A 22708-nucleotide genomic window follows, 5' to 3' on the forward strand; every position below is an offset into this window, starting at 1 on the left:
CCGGTGGGCGCTGACCCGGAGCACCTGCTCGGTGGGACGTCGTCGGATACCTGCGGGCAGGCCCGGCCCTGAGATGTCGTGTACCGGCCTCCGGTGGCGGGCTCCCCGGGGTCTTACCGGGAGAGTCCGTGCGCGCCTGCCTTGGCGCGGACGACGGGCTCCACCGCGGGAAGCGGGTGGCGGTGGCCGTACAGGGTCGGGGCCGGGCCCGGGTACTCGACCAGCGCGTCCTCGGCCACCTCGTTGTACGCGGCGAGCGGGTCGACGTCCTGTCCATTGAATCGTGTGGCGCCGATGTGCACCTCGGTCCCGCCCCATGCGTGCACGAGCTCCGCGGGGGCCACACCGTCGACGGCACGCACGGCATTGTCCTCGATCCAGAGCTTGGAGTTCACGCCGACTCCCCACGAGTAGACGAAGTGCTCTGCGTCGGGGATGACGAACAGGTTGTTGTAGACGTGGACAGCCCCGTAGCGGACGCGTGGGGCTCGCTCGGCGAGGTTCTCGAACCGGTTGTGATGGAAGGTCACGCGAAGCTTGCCCTCGTCCTCCGGCTTGCTGTCGCTGTTGCCGATCAGCACCGAGGTGCTCCCGTTCCTGATCGTGCTCCAGCTGACGGTGACCAGGTCTGCCTGATTGGTGATGTCGAGCAGGCCGTCGACCCGGTGGACCACGTCGCCGAAGATGGTTTCCTTGGGCTCGCCTGCGCGATACGGTCCGTCGATGGTCAGGTGATCGAGCCACACGTTCTTGGCGCCGATCAGACCGACGACGTCGAAACCCTCGGAGACCCACCCGTCCTGGTTGCGCTGCGGGAAGCAGTTCTCCATGCCGGTGAGCTCCAGGTTCCTCACGATGATGTTCTCGCCGCGCAGGATCAGACTCACACCGATCAGGCGTGCGTCGTCCTCACCGATGAGCGTGAGATTGCTCGGCAGGTCCAGCTGGATGCTGTTCAGCTGTGCCTGGTGGGAACGGTCGCGTGCGTCCTCGAGCGGTCCCTCCGGGTCACCGTCGTAGTGGGCCGGGTCGTACTCCTCGAGGTACGCCTCCAGGTCCCACGCGGGGTCGGCGTAGTCCTCGCACGTCAGCGCAGCCCCGTCGGGCCCCGTGTTCATGTCGATCGTGCCGCGGACCGTGATGATCACGGGCTCGTCGCCGGCTCGCTCGAGCGCGGAGATGAGTTCGGCCTTGGTCGTCACGGTGAACACCATGTCGCCGGCGGCGTCGGCACCTCCCGTGGTGCCGGCGCCGGCGGACCCCCAGCCGTCCCCGGCGCGCAGGGTCTCTCGCGCCGGGTCCTCGGGGCGCGCCTGCGCGGTGGTCGCGCCGACAGCAGTCAGGGGGGCAGCCACCGCTGCGGTGGTCAGGGCTTGCATCAAACGTCGGCGTCGTAGCACGGGCTCTCCTGAGTGTGGATTGCTGTCCTTCGAATGGACCGCCGTCGGCGGGGTCATTCGTCCGATCGCAGCGGGTTCGCCTCTCGGGTACGGCGACCACACAGGGGATGTCGTGGCAGAGCGCGGATCATCCTCGCGCCCTCGCGATGAGAAACCGGTTTCCCGCTGATCTTGGGTGCGACCATACTGTGCCGCTGGCCTCGTATCAACCCTCGATGGCGGGCGGGAACCGATTTCTGGCTGCCCGCCGCGGCGTGGCCCCTCACTCCACGGCGCCGTCCAGCGCCTGCTGCCAGAAGGCGGATTCGAGCCGGGTCGCGGTGCGGAACACCGTGGCCACCTCCTCGAATCGCTGCTCGGTGAGGGACCGCGCCGCCAGGACGTCGAGGTGGGCGATGGCGTCGCGCGCGGCCTGCTGGAACTCCTCGCTCGCGTACTCGGCGATCCAGTCGCGGTAGGGGTGCTCCGGCTGCTCCTCGAGGCGGGGAGCCAGACGGGCCCCGATCTCGGCGTACCCGATCGCGCACGGGGCGAGGGCCACATTCAGGTCGAGCTGGTCCCCGACCTGCCCGCTGTCCAGCACGTACCGGGTGTAGGCGACGGTGGCCTGCTTCTCGGGTGCGGCGTCCAGCTGCGAGCGATCGATGCCCCAGCTCGCGGTGAGCCGCACATGCAGCTCGGTCTCGGCCAGGGTCGTCGCGAGGGCATCGGCGGAGTGCTGGATGTCCTCGAGCCGTCGGCTCTTGAAGGCGGCCAGCGCGTTGGCCCGCGCGAACTGGACGAGGAACAGGTAGTCCTGGATCAGGTAGTCCTGGAATGCGGCGAGCGGCAGTGTGCCCGCGCCGAGCTGCTCGACGAACGGGTGGCGGGTGTAATCGTCCCAGTCGGGCAGGGCGGCGGACCTGAGATCGTCGAACAGGCTCATCGTGCCTCCCCGGTGAACGGGTGGAGGTAGGACTGCTCGAAGAAGTCGAGCTCGAGGGCGACGGTGCGCTCGAAGAACTCCCGGGCCCGCTCGGGGCTGCCGGGTCCTGCTGCGTCGAGCTCGGCGTGCAGGAAGTTCACGAAGCCGGCGAAGTCCGGGTTGTCGTGGAGGTCGATCCATTCGGAGTGGACGAAGCTGCTCGGCCGCGGGTCCGGAGCGGCGGCGGCCCAGTCGTGGTAGAGCCATTCGGTGACCACCAGCACGGCGAGGATCGCGGCATAGTCCCGGGTCTCGGCGGCTTCGCGGAAGATGGTGGTGAAGCCGGTGGTCGCCAGCGTGTCCGGGACGGTTGCGCGGTCGTGCTCGCTCACGCCCAGGGACTCGAACGCGCGCAGGAAGTAGGTGTTCTCGTCCCCGGCGACCTCGCCGACGAACTGCGACAGCCGCAGCCGGGCCTCGAACGTGGGGGCCTCGGCGATGCCGGCGCCCAGGAGCACCAGGAAGCTGTCGAGGAAGCGATGGTCCTGGATCAGGTATCCGGCCATCGCCTCGTCGGGGATCGACCCGTCGTGGAGCTCCGCCACGAAGCGGTGCTGGACGGCTCGGGTCCAGGTGGGTTCGCTGGCCTCACGGAGGTCGTCGGTGAAAGAGGTGGACATCGGGACTTCTCCTCGTCAGTCGATCCGTCCGGATGGGAGCTCCCGATCCGGTGACCCGGGGCCCGACCTCGAGGCGCGCTCGCGACGCGGCGAGCGGCGCAGTGACGCAGTGACGCAGTGCGACGTCATGACATCCCTCCGCGAGCGCTAACTCGATCAGGTTCGTCGGGTGTGATCTCAGCCCCTGGCGGGGCACCCCGTGTCGACGACGACCTTACCCCGACATAGCAGGAGCCGCCCCGGGACCGCGGCGTTGAGGCCGGGTCCCGGGGCGGCTGAGCGGGGCCGTGATCGCCCACGTCGGTCCCCGGAGGGTCACCGATCACGCGACGAGACTCCGCATGACCGAGGGGTCGGAGATCAAGCGATCAGGTGGGCCCACGGTCTCGCCGATCAGGTGGACCGACGGTCCTGCCGGTCAGCGAGCGGCGTCCCGCTCCTGCGGTCGGTCGCCGTTCACTCGGAGTCGAAGGCGCCGTCGTCGGCCCCGAAGGCACTGTCCTCGGAGCCGTCCTCACCGGTCGCCTCGGGGGCGTAGTCCTCGTCGAGCGGGACCTCGCGGCGCTGGTCGAGGACATCCGCTGGATCGGCGTAGGCGGAGGTGACGGAGCCGAGCTCCTCGGAGCCGAGGGCGTCCGTGGTCCCGTCGTCCGGCAGGGCATCGACCTCCTGGTCCAGGGCGTCCTCGAGCGGGGCCTCGGGGGAGTGCTCGTGCGGCGTGCTGGTCATCGTCCTGCTCCTTTCCTCCGGTGGTGTCCGGTCACTGGCAGTATCCGATATTCCGCGCCGATGATCGACTGCTCCGGCCCGCGATCGCTGGAAGCTCAAGCCCTCGCGCCGGGCGGAGCCCCGAGCGACGTCGGGCCGAGTCCCGAGCTCTTCGGGCCGAGTCCCGAACTCTTCGGGCGGAGCCCGGAGCCTCGTCGGGCCGGACCCGTACCTGCCCGGGGCCGACGCTCAGGCGCGCGAGCCCAGGCCGACGATGTGCTCCGGGAGACGCTCGTTGCTGCCGTACATGAAGTGGTTCTCCATGCGCTCGGAGTAGCGGCTCGCCTCGGTGGTGCGGCCGACGGCCTCGGCGACCTCGCGGATGTGGATCGGGGCTGCGCCGCAGCACACCCCGAGGTAGTTCACGCCCAGCTCCAGCGCCTCACGGGCGAAGGCGCTGATCTCGTAGCGGTTGGTCAGCAGGGGGTCCAGGGCGGTGGGGAAGGTGCGCCCGTGCGGGGAGGGCACGGCCGCGGCGGGATCGGAGAGGTTGAAGAACGTCGGCTCCTCCTCCGTGGTGCGGTACGGGATCGGCAGAGCGCCCACGTGGCAGTCCACGGCCTCGCGGATCTCGCGCAGCCACGGCAGCATCGTCGCCGGCCCGCGGAAGCAGTTCAGCCCCACCACGTCGGCCCCGGCCTGCTCGAGGCGCTGTGCGGTCTCGACGATCCCGGCGCCCTCGGCCATCTCCTGGAACGCCATCGGGGCGAGAGTGATCACCACGGGCAGGCCGGAGGCCTTGGCGACCTCGAGCGCGGTCAGCGCCTCCTCGGCGTAGTAGAAGGTCTCGCCGACGATGAGGTCGGCCCCTTCCTCGACGGCCCAGCCGACCATCTCCTCGAACATGCCTCGGACCTCGCGCTGCGTCGTGGTGTCCGCCGGGTCCCAGATGTTGGAGTTGGAGATGTTGCCGGCGACGAGATTGCCCGGGACGGCGTCGGCGACCTCGCGGGCGATCTGCAGAGCGGACCGGTTCAGGGGCTCGAGGAGGTCCTCCTTGCCGATGACGCGCATCTTCTCGCGGTGGCCGTTGTAGGTGAAGGCCTCGACGATGTCGGAGCCGGCGCGCTGGAAGTCCACATGCAGGGTGCGCAGCGCCTCGGGGTGCTCGAGGGCGACCTCGGGCACGAACTCGCCGGCGGTCAGGTAGCCGCGCCGTTCGAGCTCGAAGAGGAAGCCCTCGGCGCAGATGACGGTGCCGGCATCGAGGCGTTCGGTCAGGTGGTTGCGGGTCATGGCGTGCCCTCGTCGTCGCGGTTCCAGTGGTGGCCGCTGGTGACTGTATCCGTGCCTCGTGGTGGGCCGTATGGGTTGTGGCGATCTGTGAACGCGCACGATGCCGGGGCGCCAGGGCAGGGGTGGCCTCCTCGGCGGTGCCGGGTCATGGCCGCGGCTGGTCGCCCTGTGTTCCCTCGTCGCCCGCGTCCTTCTCCTCGCCGCCGCCCTGTGGCCCGTCACCCCGTGACTCGTCGCCCTGTGGACCCTCCCCGGCGGCGACGTCCGCCTGGCCGGCCTCAGCAGTCCCCAGTCGATCCTCGAGCTCCTCGACGCGGCGGCGCAGAGCGAGCACCCGCCGCACGCCGGGCAGCGTGACGCCCTCCCGGGTCAGGTCGACGATCTCGCGCAGCTGCGCGATCTCGCGGCGCGAGTAGCGGCGCTGGCCTCCGTCCGAGCGGTCGGGGGAGACGAAGTCCTCGTCGTCGAGCCGTCGCAGCGTGGCGGGCTGGACGCCGATCAGCTCCGCCGTCTGTCCGATCGTGTAGAACGGCGCATCCTCCCCACCGTGGGGGAGGAGCGGGTCCTCCTGCGGACCTGCGTACGCGGCGCTCGCGGCGGAGCCGGGATCCTCCGCGCGCCGCTGCGCCGATCGCCCTGTTCGCGTCATGATCAACTCTCCGGTGTTCTCGCGCGGGATCGCCGGGACGGCGATCGGCGGGACCGCGGGGCCGGCCGCCGGTCACCCCTGCGCTCGAGCGTGCTCCTCCTGTCGGATGCCGGCGGGCAGGCCGTCGACCGATACAGCATAGGCGTCGGCCGCGACTGTGAGCTCGCCACCGGCCACGGGCAGGCCCTGGAGGCTCGCCCGACCCACGGAGGCGGGGGTGGGAGCCGCGACGAACCGCCCGCCGGGGACGTCAGCCTCCAGGCCGAGGGCGATGCGCAGCATCTCGAAGGGGGTCGCGGCGGCCCATGCCTGGGGCGAGCAGGAGGTGGGGTAGGGCACGGGCATCGGCGCTTCCTGGCGGGAGAAGCCGCAGAACAGCTCGGGCAGGCGCCCGTCGAACGCCTCCAGGGCGTCCAGCAGCCCGTCCACCACCGCGGTGGCCGCATCCCGTCGGCCGTAGCGCGCCATGCCCGCGGCTCCCAGCACCGTGTCGTGAGGCCACACCGAGCCGTTGTGGTAGCTGGCCGGGTTGTAGCGCAGGGCCGCGGACGAGAGCGTGCGGATCCCGAAGCCCGTGAACATCTCCGGCTCCAGCAGGCGGTCGATGACCCGGTCCGCGACCGATTCCTCCACGATCCCGCTGAGCAGGCAGTGGCCGATATTGGAGGAGAGCACGCGCACGGGTCGCTTGGCGCCGTCCAGCGCCATCGCGTAGAAGCCCAGATCCTCCTGCCAGAACGCGTCGTGGAAGCGCGCCTTCAGGGCGGCGGCGCGCTCCCGCAGCTGCTCGGCGCGCTGCTGCTCGCCCCAGATCTCGAACAGCACCGCACCTGCGAGGAAGGCCGCGTAGCAGTAGCCCTGCACCTCGGCCAGGGCGATCGGGGTGCTCACCTCGTGGCCGTGCTCGTCGCAGATCGAATCCAGGCTGTCCTTCCATCCCTGGTTCTGGAGGCCGCGATCGGTGGCGCGCTGGTACTCGACGAACCCGTCCCCGTCGCGATCGCCGTACTCCTGGATCCAGGTCAGCGCCGCCTCCACGGCCGGCCGCAGCTGATCGATCTCGGTGCGGGGCACGCCCCACTGCGCGGCGCGTCCGACCAGCGCGACGAACAGGGGCGTGGAGTCGATGGAGCCGTAGTAGATGCCGTCCCCGCCGGGGGCGAGCGAGAGGTCCGCGCCCAGGCGCACCTCGTGCAGGATCCTGCCGGGCTCCTCCTCGCGCATCGCCGAGACCTCGCGTCCCTGCAGCCGGGCCAGGGTGCGCAGCGTCCCCATCGTCAGCCCGGGCGTGTACGGCAGCATCATCCAGCTGGTCAGCAGCGAGTCGCGCCCGAACAGCGCCATGAACCACGGTGCGCCCGCGGCGACTGCGTCGTCCTCGGGATGATCGGGGTCCTTGATCCGCAGCGCCCCCAGATCCTGGCGGCTGATCGCCAGAGCCTGCTCCAGCACGCTGGAGTCGACCTCGATCCGCGGGGAGGAGTCCGTCCAGCCGCGCATCCGCTGCGCCGGCTCGGTCGCGGAGATCGGCCGGTCCAGCGGGAACGAGGCGCTCAGCTCCGTGCCGTCGACCTCCGGCAGCACCTCGACGCTCCCGTGCCAGCTCTCCCCGGCGCCCACCACGATCCGGAACATCAGGGCACGGTGGCCGGGCTGGGCGCCGGGAGCCGAGATCCGCACCCCGCGGCCGCCGACGCTGTCCGAGCGCAGACGCAGCCCGTCGGGCAGTCGTTCCGCCGAGGGCGGCCGGGCCGACGTGGGCCGGCGGTCCTTGACCTCGAAGAGCCCGGCGAAGTCGGCGTCGACCAGGATCTCGAGGTCGAGGCCGGCGGCCTCCATGGCGTGGTTGGTGACCGTGAGGTCCTCCCGCATGCCGCGGCCGATCAGTCGATGGCGCTCGACCACGATGGTCGGCTCGACCTGTCCCGGCCGGGTCGGTGCCCGGCCGATGAAGCGGGCCGCGTACGGCTCGCCGGGCAGCACGCTGAGCGGTTCGACGGGGGCGCCGTCGATACGCAGCTCCCAGCTCGAGACGATGCGGGTGTCCCGGACGAACAGACCGTGCGCCTCGTGCGGCCGGATGTCACCACCGGTGTCCGAGACGCAGAAGGAGCTGCCCTCCACCAGGGTCACGGAGGACCGGGTCTGGGGGATCACCCCGCTGCCGCGGGGCCGGGCGCGATCGGCTGCCGGGGCGCGGGGAGCGGGGCGCGCGGCGCTCTCGTCCGCGCCGGCCGCATCCGGGGTCTCGAGCGTTGCCGGGGTCGCGGGTGTCGCGGGGTGCTCGAGGGACTCGGCGGTATCCGTCATGGCAGGGTCGGCTCCTTTCCAGGCAGTGCTGCGAGGTGGTGCGCGTCACGCGCACCGAGGCGAAACCTACAGTTGCGATCGTAGGTTCTCGATGCATACTGAGGCAAGAAACTTACGTGCGAGGTCACGATCCGGTGGTCGCGGCCTCACAGGAGGTGTCGCCGGCGCGGCCTGCTGACGGGGTACGCGCTCGGTGGAGCGACACGGTGGATGGAAGGACACTCATGACGCTGACTCCGCAGAAGAACCCCCCGCGCGGCCCGCAGCTGGACGGCGAGCGGCCGCTGCGCATCGGCATGATCGCCCCGCCCTGGTTCGAGCTGCCGCCGCGCGCCTACGGCGGGACCGAGGCCGTGGTCGCCACGCTCGTCGATCAGCTCGTCGCCCGCGGTCACGAGGTCACGCTCATCGGCGCCGGGAAGCCCGGCACCCTCGCCCAGGACTATGTGCAGGTCTATCCGGAGGCGCCTTCGCACCTGCTGGGCCGCAGCGTGCTGCCGGAGCTCACCCTGGCCGCCGAGGCCCGCCGGGCCCTCGCCGAGCGCGAGGTCGACATCGTCCACGACCACTCTGCGGCGGGCCCGCTGCTGGCCGCCGGGCGCGGGCAGCCGACGGTGGTGACGATGCACGGCCCGGTCGCGGGGGACAACGGGGACTACTACCGGCGGCTGGGCACCGACGTGGACGTGGTGGCGATCTCGGATGCCCAGCGGCGCCAGGCGCCGGAGCTGAACTGGGTGGGGACGGTGCACAACGCCATCGACGTGCCCGATTTCCCGTTCCAGGACCGCAAGGACGACATCGCGCTGTGGATGGGCCGCTTCACCCCGGACAAGGGCCCCGATCTCGCCATCGAGGCGGCGCGCAGGGCCGGGCGCAAGCTGATCCTCGCCGGCAAGCTGCGCGAGGAGAGCGAGAAGGCGTACTTCGACGAGGTCATCCGGCCTCGGCTCGGCCGTCACGCCGAGTACGTCGGCGAGGCCAATGCCGACTTCAAGCGCGAGCTGTTCGCCCGCGCCTCGTGCCTGGTCTTTCCCATCCGTTGGGAAGAGCCCTTTGGGATGGTCATGGCCGAGGCCCTGGCCTGCGGCACCCCCGTCATCGCGACCCCGCGCGGCAGTGTCCCGGAGATCGTCCGCGACGGGCACAATGGGTTCCTGGCCACCGGGGTGGAGGCCCTGGCGGCCGCGATCGAGCGCTCCGGGGAGATCAGTGCCCAGGAATGCCGGCGCGATGCGCTCGAGCGGTTCGACCTTCCGGTGATGGCCGCGGGGTACGAGCGGATCTACCGGATGCTGGTCGAGGGCGGCACCAGCATCGAGGAGGTCACCCGGGCGATCGCCCGCTGACCGCGGCGCGCCGAGGGCCCCTGCTCCCGTGATGGGAGTAGGGGCCCTCGGCGGGTGCGCCGTGCGAGCCAGGGCGATCCTGCTCAGCGGTACTCCAGCGGCCAGGCGCGACGTATATAGCCGCGCCTGTGCGTGTGAGTACCGTCCAGCCGCGCGGAGCTCAGACGGTCGCCGCGGCGGTGCTCAGGGTCGAGGCGAACGGGTCGAAGTCGGCCGGCATGGGCTCGACCTCGGTGAACGAGGAGTTCACGGTGACGGTCTCGCCGCGGCTGATGGCGGTCTCGATGGCAACCATGATGTCCAGCACGTGCGCGGCGATCTCGCCCTGAGCGCGGTGGGGGACGCCGGCGCGGATCGCGCGGGCCATCTCCAGCACGCCCAGCCCGCGACCCGTGGTGGCGCCCGTGGCGGGCACCGGAGCCGGCTCCTCGCCGCGGTAGACCGTCAGCGCGGAGTCGCCGTCGAACACGTTGGGATCGGGGAAGGCCAGGGTCGCCTCGGTGCCGTAGACCTCGACGAAGCCGGCGCGCTTGTGCGGGGAGTCGAAGCTCAGCAGCACGGTCGCGTTCTGGCCGGACTCGAAGCGCAGCAGTGCCGAGACCTGGGTGGGCACGGTGACGTCGAAGACCTCGCCGGCCTTGGGCCCCGACCCGATGGTGCGCTGGTCGCGGGCCTTGGAGCCGACCGCGGAGACGCTGGTGACCGGGCCGAGGGCCAGGGCCAGGGTGGTGACGTAGTACGGCGCGATGTCGTACAGCGGCCCGGCACCCTCCTGGAACAGGAAGGCGGGGTTGGGGTGCCAGTCCTCCGGGCCGGGGGACTGGAAGATCGTCAGCGCGCTGGCCGGGTCGCCGATCGAGCCGTCGCGCAGGGTGCGCAGCGCGGTCTGGATGCCGGCGCCGAGCACGGTGTCCGGGGCGCCGCCGATGCGCACGCCGTGCTTCGCGGCCGCCTCGAGCAGGGCGGTGGCGTCGGCCGGGATCGTGGTGATGGGCTTCTCGGTCCACACGTGCTTGCCGGCGGCCACGATCGACTGGGACACCTCGGCGTGCGCGGTGGGGATCGTCAGGTTGATGACGATCTCCACCTCGGGGTGGTCCAGCACGTCCTGGGCGGTGCCGGAGGCGGGGACGCCGAACTCCGCGGCGCGGGTCGCGGCGGCCTCGGGGTAGAGGTCACCGATGATGTGCACGGCCACGTCCGGGAAGGACGTGAGGTTCTTGAGGTACTCGGCCGAGATGGTGCCGGCGCCGATGATGCCGATGCCGACGGGTCCGGAGGGGTTCTGCAGGTTCACGGTATTCCTTCGTGAGTGGGGGATGGGGGTCGTCTCGGCCTCAGGCGCTGCGGAGGTACTCGAGCGAGGCGGCGATGCCCTCGAAGATGTCCCCGGCGTACTGGTCGAACTCGATGACGCCGTAGGCGACGCCGGCGGAGGCCTTCAGGGTCTCGGCCAGCGGCATCTTCCCGCCGCCGAGCGGCTGCTGGCCGGAGGGGTCCTCCGCCAGGTCGCCGTCCTTGAGGTGGACCAGCTGGACGCGGTCGCCGAGGTTGCCCAGCAGTGCGGGGACGTCGGCCCCGCCGACGGCGGCCCAGTAGGTGTCGACCTCGAGGATGACCCGCGGGTCCAGCTCGGCGGCGAACAGCTCCAGGGCGCTGCGGCCCTCGAGGGTGGAGGCCAGTTCGAAGTGATGGTTGTGGTAGCCGACGCGGATGCCGGTGCCCTCGGCCTGGGTCGCCCGTTCGTTCAGCCGGAGGGCGAGGGAGCGGACCTTGTCCGCGTCCTTCCAGTCCTCGGGGTTCCAGAACGGGTCGATGAGGTACTCGACGCCGACGGCGCCGGCCGCTTCCAGCACCTCGTCGAAGTCGACATCGCCGAGGAAGCCCTGGTGGGCGCTGGGGAAGGTGATGTCGAACTGCTCGCGGGCGGCGACCAGGTCGTCCTTGTGCTCGACGAGGTGGAACGGCTCGGCGCAGCGGAGGCCGAGCTCGGCCAGGCGGGCCACGGTGCCCTGGTAGTCGGCGGCCAGCGCCTCGCGGACGCTGTACATCTGGACGGAGATTTCCATGGTGCTCCTTCGGGGAAGTCGTGGTGGTCGGGCGAGCGGGGCCGGGAGCGGGTGGCTCCCGGCCCGCGCGTCACTTCACGGCGCCGGCGGTCAGGCCTGCGACGAAGTTCTTCTGCATCATCAGGAAGCCGGCGACGACGGGGATGGACACCGCGAGCGAGGCGGCGAGGACCTGGTTCCAGTACACGTTGGTCTGGGTGGCGTACTGCCGCAGGCCGACGGCGAGGGTGCGGGTGTCCTCCGTGGTCAGCACGGAGGCGAACAGCACCTCGCCCCAGGCCGTCATGAACGCGTAGATCGCCACCGCCACGATGCCGGGCCGGGCGGCCGGCAGGATGATGCGCAGCAGGATGGTGATGTTGCTGGCGCCGTCGACCTTGCCCGCCTGGTCGAGCTCCTGGGGGATGCCGTCGAAGTACCCGGCGAGCATCCAGATGGAGAACGGCAGCGAGAACGTCAGATACGTGATGATCAGGCCGATCCGCGTGCCCACCAGCGGAACCCCGAAGGTGGCGTCGATGTTGACGAAGATGAGGTACAGCGGCAGCAGGAACAGCACGCCGGGGAACATCTGCGTGGACAGCACGGTGGTCATGAACGGGTTGCGCCCGCGGAACCGCCAGCGGGAGACGGCGTAGGCGGCGAACGTCGCCACGCCCACGCTGAACAGGGTCGCGACCCCGGTGACGACCAGGGAGTTCATGAAGTAGCGGGCCAGCGGCACCGTCGACCACATCTGGACGAAGGGCTCGAACGTGATCCGCTCGGGGATCCACGAGAACCCGGCCTGCACGTCCCCCAGGGGCTTCATGGAGGTGGTGATCATGACGTACAGCGGCACCGCGACGAACACGGTCAGACCCAGCAGCACGATGACGCGGAAGATCTTCTCTCCGACGGTCTCACGCATTGTTCTTCTCCTTCCTCCACTGAGTGAAGTAGAGGTATGTCAGCGACACCACCAGCAGGAACAGCAGCAGGAGCACGCTCATGGCGCTGCCGACCCCGAAGTCCCAGGACAGGAACGAGGCGTTGTAGATGTGGAAGCTGATGAGGTCGCCGGCCGGGGGCTGGGCCGTCCCGAACAGCACATAGGGGGTGTTGAAGTCGTTGAACACCCACAGGAACATCACCAGCACCATGGTCTGGTTCACCGGTGCCAGCATCGGCAGGGTCACCGAGCGCCACTGCCGGAAGGGGGAGGCGCCGTCCATCGAGGAGGCCTCGTACAGCTCCCCGGGGATGGACTGCAGGCCCGCCATGAACATGAGGAACGCGAAGGGCCACATGCGCCAGATCGCCACGATCACCACCGACAGGAACGCGTTGTCGCCGATCAGCCAGAACGGGGCGCCGTCGAGGATTCCCAGCTGGTCGACCAGGACGTGGTTGACCACGCCGGTGTCGCGCTGGAGCATGAAGTTCCAGGTGATCACCGCCGCGTACAGCGGCAGGGCGTAGGGGATCAGGAACAGGGTGCGGAACACCCCGCGGCCGCGGAAGGGCCGCTGCAGGGCGACGGCCGCGGCCATGCCCAGACCCCAGCTGATGCCCACCACGAGGATCGTGTAGCCCACGGTGACCACGAAGGAGTTCAGCAGGCCCTGGCCGATCGGGGTGCTGAGATCGACCGAGATCTGGTAGTTCTCCAGGCCGACGAACGGGGCCTCGCCCCAGCGGCGGATGAAGAACTTGGTCAGCTCGATGAAGCTCATCCAGAAGCCGGTGACCATCGGGACGATGTGGATCAGCAGCTCGAGCAGCACCGCGGGCAGGATGATCAGGTACGGGAACCAATTGCGGCGCGGGCGGCGCGGTGCGGGGTGCTCCGGACTCGAAGCGGGCGTCTTCGAGCCCTCCGGGGCGGTGAGGGTGGTCATGAAGCTCTTCTCTTCCTGGCGACGGCGGGCACGCAGCGGCCGACGGGAGGGCGTGTCCCGTCGGCCGCTGTGGGGCTCAGGCGCGGATGGAGTCCTGCGCCGTCTGCATGGCCGTCATGACGTCGTCACGGGTGACGGTGCCCCCGGTGGCGATGGTGGCGAACATGTCGTTCATCGCCTGGCCGACGGAGGTCTCGAACTGGTCCTCCCACGGCACCAGCGGCAGCGGCTCGGCACGCTCGGCGTAGATCTCCATGAACATGTCGGCCTGCTCGGTGTCCTCGGTGAAGGTCGGCTCGCCGTCCTTGAGCACCGGCAGCGCGGCGAAGGGCTTGCCCAGCTCCTTCTGCGTCTCCGGGGAGGTCATGAACTTCATGAACTCCAGTGCGCCGTCGCGGTTCTGGGTGTCCTTCATGATCGCCAGATTGATGCCGGCCAGGTGCGAGGCGCAGTCGCTGGCGGCGCCCTCCGGGGCGGGGAACGGGACCGCCGCGAACTGGTCCGGCGTCATCCCGTTGGACTCGATGGTGGAGTGGGCGTTGTTCTGGTTGATGATCAGCGCCGACTCCTCGTTGGCGAACGAGGTGACCGACATCGTGCCGTTGTCGAACTGGGCGTTGGAGGGATTGACGACCTTGTGCTTCTGCATCAGATCCAGGTAGCGCAGGATGCCGTCGACCACGCCGTCCTCGGTGAAGGAGGGCTCGCCGTCGGGCGTGTTCAGCGCCGCGCCGTTCTGGACGGCGTTGATGAAGGCGAAGTGGTTGTTCTCCGTGTAGGAGCCCGCGGCCAGGGACATGCCGTACACGCCGTTGTCGGGGTCGGTGAGCTCCTTGGCGGCCTCGACCATCTCCTCCCACGTGGTGGGCGGCTCGAGGCCGGCCTCCTCGAACATCCGCACGTTGTAGAACATGCCGTAGGCCAGGCCGTACAGGGGCACGGAGGTGGGGTCGGTGTCCGGGGCGCCGCCGGTGGCCAGCGCCGCCTCCACGTACTTGTCGCGGCCGCCGAGCGCCTCGAACTCCTCGTCGCCGAGGTCGAGCAGACCGCCGGTGGACTGCAGGCTCACGCCCCAGGTGTTGCCGATGTTGACCACGTCGGGGCCCTGCCCGGAGGTGATCGCCGTCTGGATACGGGTCTGGAGGTCGTTCCAGCCGATGACCTCGAGGCTGACGGAGATGCCGGTCTCCTCCTCGAACCTCTCCAGGACCGGGGTGAGCACCTCTTTGTCGTGCTCGAGGCTGGTGCCCTGGTTGGACGCCCAGTAGGTGAGGGAATCAGGGCTCTCGTTGGAACCGCCGCTTCCGGACCCTCCGCCACAGGCGGCGAGTCCGGTCACGCCGGCGGCGGCGAGAGGGGCTGCGGTCAGAAGTGTGCGTCGTCGCATCGGGGGACTCCTAGATACACCGTCATTGGTGGTGGGACTCGGAACGGGTCGGTGGCACCTCACCCCTCCGAGGGCTTCGGGCCGGACCTGCTTAACCGATTCGGACTTAATCGATTCGGCGAGTATTGCGTGGCGCAGGTGCCGGTGTCAACTGCGTCACGTCACGACGTGGTCACGGTCCGCGCGATCACGTGCGCGGGGCGCCGGTGGACTCCCGGGGGACCAGGCCGGCCGGGGCGTTCTGCAGCTCCGCGCCGCCGAGCGCCTCGCCTTCGATCCGCCGTACAAGCAGGTCACCGGCGTGGTGGCCCATGTCGAACGGCTGGCGGGAGAGGGCGGTGATCCCGGGGGAGGCCACTTCTGCGATCAGCGAGTCGTCCCAGCTGACGATGCCGAGCGAGGCCGGCACGTCGAGTCCCCTCGCCAGCGCCGCGCGCAGCGCCCCGATCGCGAGCAGGTCGCTCGAGGCGATCACGGCGGGCCGCTCGCTGATGGCCAGGTCGGAGCGCTCGAACGCTGCGATGCCGGCGTCGATGGTGTACGAGCCGGAGGCGTGGGTGTGGGCGATGCCCTGCTCGCAGCACAGCTGCCGCAGCAGTTCCAGACGCCGGCGCTCGTGCGCGTAGCCGGCTGGTCCGGTCAGCTGGATGCAGCCGTCGTAGCCGCGGGCGACGATGTGCTCGACCACGGTGCGCGCGTCCTCGGCCTCGGCGGTGGTGACCTTCACGAAGTCCTCGGGGCCGGTGTAGTGGCCGAGCACGGCGAAGTCGAGGTTCAGCGACTCCAGGACGGCCGGGCGATGGTCGTCCTCCGCCAGGTCCAGCAGCACCACGCCGTCCACGCGGCGCTGGTGCGCCCAGCCGCGGAAGACGTCGATCTCCTCGTCGCGGCCGCCGCGCACGAAGCGGATCAGCAGCTCGTAGCCGTGGGAGGAGCTGGCCGACTCGATGCCCGCGGTCACCGAGGAGTAGAACGGCTCCCGGGAGACCTCTTGCGGGTCCCTGACCAGCACGAGGCCGATGTTCCCGCTGCGGCCGCGGCGCAGTGCCTGGGCGCCGGAATGCGGGGTCCAGCCCACCTTCTCGGCGTGCTCGACCACGCGGGTGCGCAGCGCGGCGCTGACCCCCGGCTTGTCATTGAGGGCGTAGCTCACGGTGGCGGCGGAGATGCCGAGGTCGCGGGCGATGGTGGCGACAGTGGGGCGTTGGGTCTTCGGCGGCATGAGGGTGCTTCCGGTCTGACGGCCGCGAGGCCGATGACGAGGTCTCCAGCGCGGAGAACGCCGCTGTTCGGCAGGGCCACTGGATGGGCACATGATAGGTCCCGGCTCGGCGCGCGCAAGCATCGGGGCCGATCCGGTGCTGGTCCGCCGCGCGCGGAGGCACGCCGACCCCGCTGGGAGGCCGGCCAGCCCCGCGGGAAGGCAGGCCGACCTCGCGCGGAGGCACGCCGACCCCGCGGGAAGGCCGGTCCGCCCCGCGGGAAGGCCGGTCCGCCCCGCCGGATCCGTGAGTGTGTTGGAACTCGGCGGCCATAACCACTGGGTCGCGGATCTGGCGGGGAGGGGACGGCTGAGGGTCCCCGCCGTTCGATGTGTGGTGGCGGGCGCCGACGCCCGGCAGCCCTAGCCGACGACCTCCCACGTGCGCCGGTAGATCCGGTCCGTCACGCCCCGCACGTCCCGGTAGACCGCGCCGAGCTGCCGGTACACCTCCGCGTTCTCGGCGAGAGGGGCGGTGCGGTCGGCCACGACGGCGAAGCGCTCCGCGCCCTCACGGAACGAGGGGACGATCCCGGTGGCGACGGCGGCGCAGATCGCCGCACCGCGACCGGCGGAGCTGCCGCCGGCCAGGCGCACGGTCTCCAGCCCGAAGACGTCCGCGAGGATCTGGGTCATGAGGTCCGAGGAGGCCCCGCCGCCGGTGATGACCAGCTGATCGAAGCGCGTGCCGAGCTCGGTCGCCATCTCGTCGGCCCGCTCCTTCATGGTCATGGCGATGCCCTCGAGGATCGAGCGGAACATGTGCGCGCGGCCCTGCCGCCCGTCGAACCCCAGCACGCTGCCCTTGCGGGAAGGCACGTCGGCCGGGGCCAGCCAGTCGGGGACCGTCAGCAGCCCGTCCGAGCCGGCCGGCACCTCGAGCGCCTCCCGGCCCAGCATCTCCTCGACCGATTCGCCGCGCTCGGCGGCCTCCCGGGCGGTGCCCTCGCCGAGGAGGTCGCGGAACCAGCTGACCGTCCACATGCCGCGGCGGATGCCGCCGCTCTCGTAGAGGTATGTGCCGGGCTGCGACCCGAAGTTCGTCCAGAACGCCTCCGACCCGGTCGCGCCGGCCTCGCCGACGGACATCCCCGCGATGTAGGTGCCCAGTGACAGCAGCAGGGACCGGGGATCCTGCAGGCCCGCACCGAGGGCCTCGACCGCCTTGTCGTTCGCCGTGGCGATCACCGGCACGCCGCCCGGCAGCCCGGTCGCCGCGGCGGCCCGGGGCGTCAGCCGCCCCAGCACCTCTCCCGGCATGACCAGGTCGAACAGCAAGCTGCGCGGCATGCCGGTGCGCTCATAGTCGGCCTCGTCCTGGGACCAGGCCCAGGCCGCGGTGTCGATCGGCCACATGCCCTGGTAGTTCGCGACCGTGTCGGTGAAGTTCCCGGTCATCCGGTGGGTGATGTACCCGGAGGAGGTCGTGACGTAGGCGGCCTCGGCCGTCTCCTGACGGTACGGGCGGCCCACCCGCTCATCCATCCAGCTCTGGACCGGCTGGGCGAGACTGCCGTCGGCCCGCAGCACGGCCCGGCAGAACCGGATGGTGCACAGGCCGACGCCGACGATCTCCGTCGGGTCCCCCTCGAACTCGGCGATGGCCTGCCGGCTCGCCGCGGCGATCGACTCCCACAGGACGTCGTCGGGATACTCGACGACGCCGGGGCGGGGCGTGTGGTTCGCCGGCAGCGGCACGCGGCCCACCGCGCAGGTGCGGCCGTTCTCGTCGAAGATCGTGACCTTGGAGGATTGGGACCCGTTGTCGATCCCCACCACGTACCTCGTCATCAGTCCATGCCCTCGGTGCTCTCCGCGTCGGCGGTGTCCCCGGCGGCCTGCGCGCCGCCGGTTCCCTCAGGTCCCCGGCGCCACTGCGCCAGCTGGTCCTGCGGATGCGCGGCGGCCGGCTGGATCGCACCGTCGGCCGGGAAGATCGTGCCCCTGTTCATGATCCCGTTCGGGTCGAAGCTCTGCTTGAGAGCGGCCAGGATCGGGTAGGCGCTGCCGTGCTCCTGCTCCGTCCACGGGGTGCGGTACTTGCCGATCCCGTGATGGTGGACCATCGAGCCGCCGTGACGCAGCGCCTCCTCGACGATGATCGCATTGAGCGGCAGGTGGTACTTCTCGATCTCCTCCTCGGGGGAGGCCTCGATCCGGTAGTCGTAGACGAAGTACATGTTCGTCCCGGTCTGGTAGCTGTGCGAGGAGTGGCCGCCCAGCTTCGTCAGGTCGCCCACGTGCGGGTACTCCTCGCGGATGCGGCGGATGACGGACTCGTAGAGGTCCACGACCTGGGACCAGTCGGCCGAGACCTCCGTAGTGTATCCCAGGTGCTGGGACTCGAGCATGGCCGCCTTCTCGGCCTCGATCTTGTCGGGCCCCCAGTTGAGGTTGTCGAACCAGGCCTCGATCAGCGACGGGTCGACCTTCACGTGCTCGTGCTGGTCGAGGACGCGCGTGATCTCCTCGCTGGTGGCGCGCACGATGCCCTTGGGCCCCTCCGCGACCAGCACGACGACGCACTTGCCCTGGCTGAAGTGGGAGAAGTGCTGGTTCGCGTCCTCGGGGGAGTACAGGCGGGCGACCGAGGGGCGGAAACCGTTCGTGATGATCTCGCGCAGCATGGCGATGCCGGTGGCCATGTCCTCCACCAGGGCGCCGTGGAACCGGTTGTTCTCCGGGTAGTAGCGGAACACCTTCAGCGTGACCTCGGTGACGACCGACAGGGCGCCCTCGTTGCCGATCACGATGTGGCGGATATCGGGGCCGGCGGCGCGGCGGGGCACGGCCTTGATGCGGGTGACCCGGCCGCCGGGGAAGACGGCCTCCAGGCCGACGACCATGTCCTCGATCGCGCCGTACAGCGTGGAGAACTGCCCGATGCTGCGGGTGGAGACCAGCCCGCCGTACTGGGCCAGCGGCTTGGACTGCGGGGAGTGGCCGGTGGTCAGACCCTGGGCGCGCAGCTGGTCCTCCAGTGTCTGCAGCGTGACCCCTGCCTGCACGGTGACCTGCATGTTCTCGGGATCGACCGAGAGGATCTGGTCCATGCGGGAGAGGTCCAGGACGATCGTGTCCGCCACGCTGGTCTCGAGCCCGCCCTCGGTCCCGGTGCGTCCGCTGCGGGCGACGATGTTGATGAGGTTCTCGTCGGCGAAGGCGAGCACGGCGGCGACGTCCTCGGTGGAGGTCGCGTAGGCGATCGCGACGGGCAGCGGTGCGCTGTAGATGCCGTGCACGGACTGGTACTTCTTGAACCGGTCGACGCTGGATTCCTGCAGCGCATGCTCGTCGGTCTCGATCTGGTCCGGGCCGAGGATCGTGGTCAGCCGGTCGAGGATCTGGTCGCGGGACAGGGGCGAGCGGGATTCGATCATGGGGTGGAGGGTCCTCTCACGATGGGTGACGGCGCTCGGGCCGACGGGTCGGGTGGGGGTGATGGTCGTAGGCGGTCTGTGTGGTCGGGGATGGGCTGGTGGGCGATGCCGGCCGCTTGCCTCGGGGCCTCTGCGGGCCGACGGGAGCGGCGGGGCTGCGGGCTCCGGCGGGACTATGGGCTCCGGTGAGTAGGGCCGACGGGGAGGTGTCTCAGCGGACGAGGTATCCGCCGTCGACGGTGAGGACGTGGCCGTTGACGTAGCCGGAGGCCTTCGAGGCGAGGAAGACGGCTGCGCCCATCAGGTCGGAGACCTCGCCCCAGCGGCCGGCGGGGATGTGCTCGAGGATCTGGCGGGAGGCGTCCGGATCCGCGCGCGTCGTCGCCGTCAGCGCCGTCGCGAAGTACCCGGGCGCGATGGCGTTGACCTGGATCCCGTGCCCGGCCAGCTCGTCGCTGTAGGCCTTGGTGAAGCCGACGATGCCGTGCTTGGTCGCAGCATAGGCCGGGGAGGACTGGCCCCCGAGGAAGGCGAAGAGCGAGGCGATGTTGATGATCTTGCCGGAGCCCTGCGCGATGAAGTGCTCGACCGCTGCCTGGGAGAGGGCGAACGGTGCCGTGAGGTTGAGGTCGACCATGGGGTCCCACTGCTCCCGGTCGAACTCCTGGACGCCGGCGAGCTTCGAGATGCCGGCAGAGTTCACGATCACGTCAAGGCCTCCCAGGCGCTCGAGCGTGTCCTGGATGACGCGGGCCGGTGCCTCGGGGCCGGTGATGTCGATCTCGAGGAACTCGTAGCGGCGCCCGGTGGCCTCGATGAGGGAGCGGGTGGTGCCGTCGTCGTCGGCGATGCTCGGCACGAAGATGTCGGCGCCGGCCTTGGCGAGTGCGAGGGCGAACGCCTGCCCGAGGCCGGAGTTGCCGCCGGTGACGATCGCGACCTTCCCCTCCAGGGAGAAGACGTCGAGCGAGAAATCCGTGATGTCCATGGTCATGTCCTTCAGGGTGAGGGGTCGAAGTGGGGGAGCGGCGGTCACGTCGAGGAGAGCTCGGGTTCGGGCTCACGGGCTGCGTCCCGGCTCTCGCGGGCGTGGACCCGCATCGTCACGGTGCACAGGACCATGCCGATCACGGCCGCCAGGATCAGCACGGTGAACATCGCCGAGAATCCGCCGCCCTGGGCCGGGACGCCGTTGGCGGGGTCGCCGATCCACCACGAGGCGACGGCCGGCAGGAACGCGTCGGGCAGGTAGGCCAGTCCGGAGGCGAGGCCGATCACGCCGCCGCGCTGGGCGACCGGGATGCCCAGCTCGCCGACCGATGACCAGAACACCCCGCGCGCCGCGAAGACGGTGAGGCTCATGATGATCATCAGGGCGACGGCGATCCACAGCATGCCCGCCTGCCGGGGCAGGACGAGGTAGCCGACGGCGGTGAGGCCGACGATGACGAAGCTGACCCGCAGGAACCGCGGGGTGGAGCCGAAGTACTTGTCGACCAGGATGCCGCCGACGGGGCCGGCGAGGAACTGGAACACGTAGGTGCGGATCACGCCGATCACACCGATCATGCCCGCGGCGACGCCGAAACCGTCCTGCAGCAGCGGCGAGAGGTAGCCCATCAGGGTGTAGAAGCAGTACATCATCATCACGGAGCCGCCGATCAGCCACGTGTACTTGTTGGCTGCCGCCCGCAGCAGCTGCCGGGGGCCGACGGACTGGCGCTCCGCCTTGTCCAGCTGGTCCTTGCCCTGGTGGACGACGAACAGGACGAGGACCGCGAGCACGATCGCCAGGACCCCGTAGATCTGGATCAGCGTCGTCACGCCGGTGCTGGCCACGACGGCGCGCGCGACGATCACGGATCCGACGAGACCAATGATGGTGGTCGTCAGGCCGCGGATCCCCTCGAGGAAGCCGAACAGGCGGCCCTGCTCGCCCTCGCTGCCGAGCAGACCGATCGACTTCACCAGCGCTGACCAGTACAGCCCCATACCGAGCACCGCGAAGAGCACGTGCACGATCAGCACGGCCAGGTATCCCGGCGCTGTGGAGACGTACAGGTCCAGCACGCCGGTGCCCGCCATGGCGATGACGATCAGCAGCTTCGGCGAGAACCTGTCGGCGAACCAGCCGCCGACGAAGTACATGACGACGGCGACCGCGCCGAACACCGAGGTGACGGTGCCGTACTGCTGCAGGGAGAGGCCCAGGGCCTCCGCGCCGTCGTGGAGGAAGAGGAACCGCAGGTAGGCGACCTGGAAGACGACCCCTCCGGTCATCGCCAGGATCAGGAAGCTGACCGATCTTCGCATTCGGGTCATGAGGCCACTCCTTCGTGGGCTGATCGGGGAACGGGTGAGGGAGGCGGGAAGCCGCCCGCGATGACGGACGGGACCGCCACCAGGGCGGGGGCACCGCCCCGAGGGCGGGCGCACCGCCACCAGGACGGGGGGCACCGCCGTGAGGGCACAAAAAAAAGAGACCAGCAAGCAGTCGCCCCCCGAAGGGAGCGACGCCACTGATCTCTTGGTCTCTGTCGTGACGTCCGGGATGACCCCGGAGCTATGAAGTTTTGACGAAAGCTACCAGCGTGCCCGGCCGGGTGTCCAGCCGGTCATCGACGCCGCGCGGGGGCGGCCCGAGCGAGCCCGTCCGTCGCGGGCTCGCGTGGCCCTCACGGCAGCGTTCGTCGTCGGCTCACATCGCCCACACGGCCCGATCGGAGGTGGCCACGGCCAGGGCGCCGGCACCGAGCGCAGCGATGACGTCGCCGCGCTCGCAGACCAGTCCGCCGGCGATGACCGGGGTCGAGAAGTCCGCGCGCAGCCACTCGATGACGCGCGGGATGCATCCCGGCAGGATCTCGACGAAGTGGGGCTCGCCTTGGCGGAGCACCCGCGCCAGCTGGTGATACGAGATCGAGTCGACCAGGAAGTATCGCTGGACGGCGGTGAGGCCTGCCCGTCGGGCGGCCCGCACCACGGCCGGCTTGGAGGAGAGGATGCCATCGGCCTCGGTGTGGGTGGCCAGCCACTGGACGGCGACGTCCTGGGAGGACAGACCCTCGATGAAGTCGACGTTGACCAGGACGATCTTGCCGGCCGCGATGCACCGGGCCACGGTCTCCTCGATATCGATCAGGCTGCCGTAGAGCAGGAACAGGACCTCGTGGTCCGTCTCGAGAGCCGCCTCCAGCGCCCGGTCGTCCTTGATGCTGGTGATGACCGGATCGGACTGCAGCGACTCCCGGACGGCCTCCTCTCGGGACAGCGCGGCACGGTCCACACACATATCTGGTTCCTCTCGAGATGAACTGCCTCGCGGCCATGGCCTGCCGCGTCCCCGGAGAGCAGGGCGGGTGGTGCCGGCGGGAGGCACGTGCCCGATCGGGTCGGGGCCGCGGCGTCGAGGCGGGCCGGGAGCTTCCACGCTAC

At 70.3% G+C, this 22708-nt stretch carries 19 protein-coding genes and 1 riboswitch; of the genes, 1 reads left to right on the top strand and 18 read right to left on the bottom strand.

Going from position 1 to position 22708, the window contains the following annotated elements:
• Positions 1 to 113 precede the first annotated feature (113 nt).
• The 7 genes from ACFQRJ_RS10115 to ACFQRJ_RS10145 all read right to left on the bottom strand — a co-directional run bounded on the left by ACFQRJ_RS10115 (position 114) and on the right by ACFQRJ_RS10145 (position 7947).
• Complete coding sequence (locus tag ACFQRJ_RS10115) at positions 114 to 1355, bottom strand: polysaccharide lyase family 1 protein (RefSeq protein ID WP_377018917.1); 1242 nt, start codon at positions 1353 to 1355, stop codon at positions 114 to 116.
• 307 nt (positions 1356 to 1662) lie between these two features.
• Positions 1663 to 2325, bottom strand: coding sequence for a thiaminase II (tenA, locus tag ACFQRJ_RS10120; RefSeq protein WP_377018918.1), 663 nt, complete (start codon positions 2323 to 2325; stop codon positions 1663 to 1665).
• Positions 2322 to 2984 (bottom strand): TenA family protein, encoded by a 663-nt coding sequence (locus ACFQRJ_RS10125; protein WP_377018919.1) that lies wholly within the window; start codon positions 2982 to 2984, stop codon positions 2322 to 2324. The genes tenA and ACFQRJ_RS10125 overlap by 4 nt, the downstream gene beginning before the upstream one ends.
• Before the next feature lie 116 nt (positions 2985 to 3100).
• Positions 3101 to 3194: riboswitch (TPP riboswitch) on the bottom strand.
• A gap of 246 nt (positions 3195 to 3440) precedes the next feature.
• Entirely contained in the window at positions 3441 to 3713 is a 273-nt protein-coding gene (locus tag ACFQRJ_RS10130; RefSeq protein ID WP_377018921.1) for a hypothetical protein, read from the bottom strand.
• Between the two features lie 228 nt (positions 3714 to 3941).
• On the bottom strand, positions 3942 to 4988 hold the full coding sequence (locus tag ACFQRJ_RS10135; protein WP_377018922.1) for a homocysteine S-methyltransferase family protein: 1047 nt from the start codon (positions 4986 to 4988) through the stop codon (positions 3942 to 3944).
• Between the two features lie 145 nt (positions 4989 to 5133).
• A complete protein-coding gene (locus ACFQRJ_RS10140; RefSeq protein WP_377018923.1) occupies positions 5134 to 5637 on the bottom strand; it encodes a MerR family transcriptional regulator in 504 nt (167 codons plus the stop codon).
• A 72-nt stretch (positions 5638 to 5709) separates the two neighbouring features.
• The gene (locus ACFQRJ_RS10145; protein ID WP_377018924.1) at positions 5710 to 7947 is read right to left on the bottom strand and encodes a glycogen debranching N-terminal domain-containing protein; all 2238 of its coding nucleotides are present in this window, start codon (positions 7945 to 7947) and stop codon (positions 5710 to 5712) included.
• Positions 7948 to 8171: 224 nt separating this feature from the next.
• Here ACFQRJ_RS10145 and ACFQRJ_RS10150 point away from each other — a divergent pair, with 224 nt between their 5' ends.
• On the top strand, positions 8172 to 9296 hold the full coding sequence (locus ACFQRJ_RS10150) for a glycosyltransferase family 4 protein (RefSeq protein ID WP_377018925.1): 1125 nt from the start codon (positions 8172 to 8174) through the stop codon (positions 9294 to 9296).
• A 160-nt stretch (positions 9297 to 9456) separates the two neighbouring features.
• On the opposite strand, the gene ACFQRJ_RS10155 is transcribed toward ACFQRJ_RS10150, so the two are convergent.
• From ACFQRJ_RS10155 to ACFQRJ_RS10205, 11 genes are all read right to left on the bottom strand, one after another.
• The gene (locus ACFQRJ_RS10155; protein ID WP_377019004.1) at positions 9457 to 10587 is read right to left on the bottom strand and encodes a Gfo/Idh/MocA family protein; all 1131 of its coding nucleotides are present in this window, start codon (positions 10585 to 10587) and stop codon (positions 9457 to 9459) included.
• A gap of 46 nt (positions 10588 to 10633) precedes the next feature.
• Positions 10634 to 11365 carry a sugar phosphate isomerase/epimerase family protein gene (locus ACFQRJ_RS10160; protein ID WP_377018926.1) on the bottom strand — a complete coding sequence of 244 codons (732 nt, stop codon included), beginning with the start codon at positions 11363 to 11365 and terminating at the stop codon, positions 10634 to 10636.
• Between the two features lie 70 nt (positions 11366 to 11435).
• Complete coding sequence (locus ACFQRJ_RS10165) at positions 11436 to 12275, bottom strand: carbohydrate ABC transporter permease (protein WP_377018927.1); 840 nt, start codon at positions 12273 to 12275, stop codon at positions 11436 to 11438.
• On the bottom strand, positions 12268 to 13245 hold the full coding sequence (locus ACFQRJ_RS10170) for a carbohydrate ABC transporter permease (RefSeq protein ID WP_377018928.1): 978 nt from the start codon (positions 13243 to 13245) through the stop codon (positions 12268 to 12270). Before ACFQRJ_RS10170 ends, ACFQRJ_RS10165 begins: the two co-directional genes overlap by 8 nt.
• 76 nt (positions 13246 to 13321) lie before the next feature.
• Positions 13322 to 14632: an extracellular solute-binding protein gene (locus tag ACFQRJ_RS10175; protein ID WP_377018929.1), complete on the bottom strand. Its 1311-nt coding sequence runs from the start codon at positions 14630 to 14632 to the stop codon at positions 13322 to 13324.
• A 187-nt stretch (positions 14633 to 14819) separates the two neighbouring features.
• Positions 14820 to 15854 (bottom strand): LacI family DNA-binding transcriptional regulator, encoded by a 1035-nt coding sequence (locus ACFQRJ_RS10180; protein WP_377018930.1) that lies wholly within the window; start codon positions 15852 to 15854, stop codon positions 14820 to 14822.
• Between the two features lie 402 nt (positions 15855 to 16256).
• Positions 16257 to 17684, bottom strand: a complete 1428-nt coding sequence (locus ACFQRJ_RS10185; protein WP_377018931.1) for an FGGY-family carbohydrate kinase — start codon at positions 17682 to 17684, stop codon at positions 16257 to 16259.
• Positions 17684 to 19273 (bottom strand): FAD-binding oxidoreductase, encoded by a 1590-nt coding sequence (locus ACFQRJ_RS10190; RefSeq protein ID WP_377018932.1) that lies wholly within the window; start codon positions 19271 to 19273, stop codon positions 17684 to 17686. Before ACFQRJ_RS10190 ends, ACFQRJ_RS10185 begins: the two co-directional genes overlap by 1 nt.
• A 211-nt stretch (positions 19274 to 19484) precedes the next feature.
• Positions 19485 to 20267, bottom strand: coding sequence for an SDR family oxidoreductase (locus ACFQRJ_RS10195; RefSeq protein WP_377018933.1), 783 nt, complete (start codon positions 20265 to 20267; stop codon positions 19485 to 19487).
• A gap of 38 nt (positions 20268 to 20305) precedes the next feature.
• The gene (locus ACFQRJ_RS10200) at positions 20306 to 21595 is read right to left on the bottom strand and encodes a nitrate/nitrite transporter (protein ID WP_377018934.1); all 1290 of its coding nucleotides are present in this window, start codon (positions 21593 to 21595) and stop codon (positions 20306 to 20308) included.
• Between the two features lie 376 nt (positions 21596 to 21971).
• The gene (locus ACFQRJ_RS10205; RefSeq protein ID WP_377018935.1) at positions 21972 to 22565 is read right to left on the bottom strand and encodes a glycerol-3-phosphate responsive antiterminator; all 594 of its coding nucleotides are present in this window, start codon (positions 22563 to 22565) and stop codon (positions 21972 to 21974) included.
• Positions 22566 to 22708: the final 143 nt, after the last annotated feature.

The sequence above is a fragment of the Brachybacterium sp. GCM10030252 genome (genome assembly GCF_042666535.1).
Lineage (GTDB): Bacteria > Actinomycetota > Actinomycetes > Actinomycetales > Dermabacteraceae > Brachybacterium.

Excerpts from the sequence above, each read along its gene's own strand:
- tenA (WP_377018918.1), bottom strand. The coding sequence starts at position 2,325 with ATGAGCCTGTTCGACGATCTCAGGTCCGCCGCCCTGCCCGACTGGGAC.
- ACFQRJ_RS10125 (WP_377018919.1), bottom strand. The coding sequence starts at position 2,984 with ATGTCCACCTCTTTCACCGACGACCTCCGTGAGGCCAGCGAACCCACC.
- ACFQRJ_RS10130 (WP_377018921.1), bottom strand. The coding sequence starts at position 3,713 with ATGACCAGCACGCCGCACGAGCACTCCCCCGAGGCCCCGCTCGAGGAC.
- ACFQRJ_RS10135 (WP_377018922.1), bottom strand. The coding sequence starts at position 4,988 with ATGACCCGCAACCACCTGACCGAACGCCTCGATGCCGGCACCGTCATC.
- ACFQRJ_RS10140 (WP_377018923.1), bottom strand. The coding sequence starts at position 5,637 with ATGACGCGAACAGGGCGATCGGCGCAGCGGCGCGCGGAGGATCCCGGC.
- ACFQRJ_RS10145 (WP_377018924.1), bottom strand. The coding sequence starts at position 7,947 with ATGACGGATACCGCCGAGTCCCTCGAGCACCCCGCGACACCCGCGACC.
- ACFQRJ_RS10150 (WP_377018925.1), top strand. The coding sequence starts at position 8,172 with ATGACGCTGACTCCGCAGAAGAACCCCCCGCGCGGCCCGCAGCTGGAC.
- ACFQRJ_RS10160 (WP_377018926.1), bottom strand. The coding sequence starts at position 11,365 with ATGGAAATCTCCGTCCAGATGTACAGCGTCCGCGAGGCGCTGGCCGCC.
- ACFQRJ_RS10165 (WP_377018927.1), bottom strand. The coding sequence starts at position 12,275 with ATGCGTGAGACCGTCGGAGAGAAGATCTTCCGCGTCATCGTGCTGCTG.
- ACFQRJ_RS10170 (WP_377018928.1), bottom strand. The coding sequence starts at position 13,245 with ATGACCACCCTCACCGCCCCGGAGGGCTCGAAGACGCCCGCTTCGAGT.
- ACFQRJ_RS10175 (WP_377018929.1), bottom strand. The coding sequence starts at position 14,632 with ATGCGACGACGCACACTTCTGACCGCAGCCCCTCTCGCCGCCGCCGGC.
- ACFQRJ_RS10180 (WP_377018930.1), bottom strand. The coding sequence starts at position 15,854 with ATGCCGCCGAAGACCCAACGCCCCACTGTCGCCACCATCGCCCGCGAC.
- ACFQRJ_RS10185 (WP_377018931.1), bottom strand. The coding sequence starts at position 17,684 with ATGACGAGGTACGTGGTGGGGATCGACAACGGGTCCCAATCCTCCAAG.
- ACFQRJ_RS10190 (WP_377018932.1), bottom strand. The coding sequence starts at position 19,273 with ATGATCGAATCCCGCTCGCCCCTGTCCCGCGACCAGATCCTCGACCGG.
- ACFQRJ_RS10195 (WP_377018933.1), bottom strand. The coding sequence starts at position 20,267 with ATGACCATGGACATCACGGATTTCTCGCTCGACGTCTTCTCCCTGGAG.
- ACFQRJ_RS10200 (WP_377018934.1), bottom strand. The coding sequence starts at position 21,595 with ATGACCCGAATGCGAAGATCGGTCAGCTTCCTGATCCTGGCGATGACC.
- ACFQRJ_RS10205 (WP_377018935.1), bottom strand. The coding sequence starts at position 22,565 with ATGTGTGTGGACCGTGCCGCGCTGTCCCGAGAGGAGGCCGTCCGGGAG.